At 48.0% G+C, this 531-nt stretch carries 1 protein-coding gene; it reads left to right on the top strand.

What is annotated here, in order from left to right; translation table 11 throughout:
- Positions 1-63: 63 nt before the first annotated feature.
- The coding region (locus R7Z50_RS30805; protein ID WP_411979551.1) for a transporter substrate-binding domain-containing protein at positions 64-531 on the top strand (468 nt) is incomplete at its 3' end.

Genomic DNA, 531 nt, shown 5'->3' on the forward strand with positions numbered 1-531 from the left:
CGTCGTTGTTTATCACTCAAGCGCCCATTTATGGGCGCTTTGTTGAAGGGAAGGATATACACAATGTCAGTCAAAACACTTAAACGAACCATCACTGCAGTGGCGATTTTAGCCGCGTCCGTGATGTCTTCTTCGGCTTGGTCTAATGACCTTAAAGAAATCCGTGAACGTGGTGTGCTTCGTCATATCGGTGTGCCTTATGCCAATTTTGTTTCTTACATCGAGCAAGGTGAAATGCACACGCTGACAGGATTAGATGTCGATATCGTAAAAGGATTTGCGAGCTCGTTAGGTGTGCGATATGAGTACGTACCGGCTCAGTGGAGTGACATGGTCGGTAAGCTGACAGGTCAAGATGTTCAATACCGACACAACCGCGCAGTCGTGGGTGGCAGTGTGCCAATTGAGGGTGATCTGATCGCCAATGGCGTGACGATTTTGGATTGGCGGGAAGAGGTATTGGACTTTTCTCAGGACTACTTCCCATCGGCGGTATGGCTTGTTTCTCGTACCGATTCAAGTTTAAGTCCA

The sequence above is a fragment of the Vibrio sp. 1249-1 genome (genome assembly GCF_033340495.1).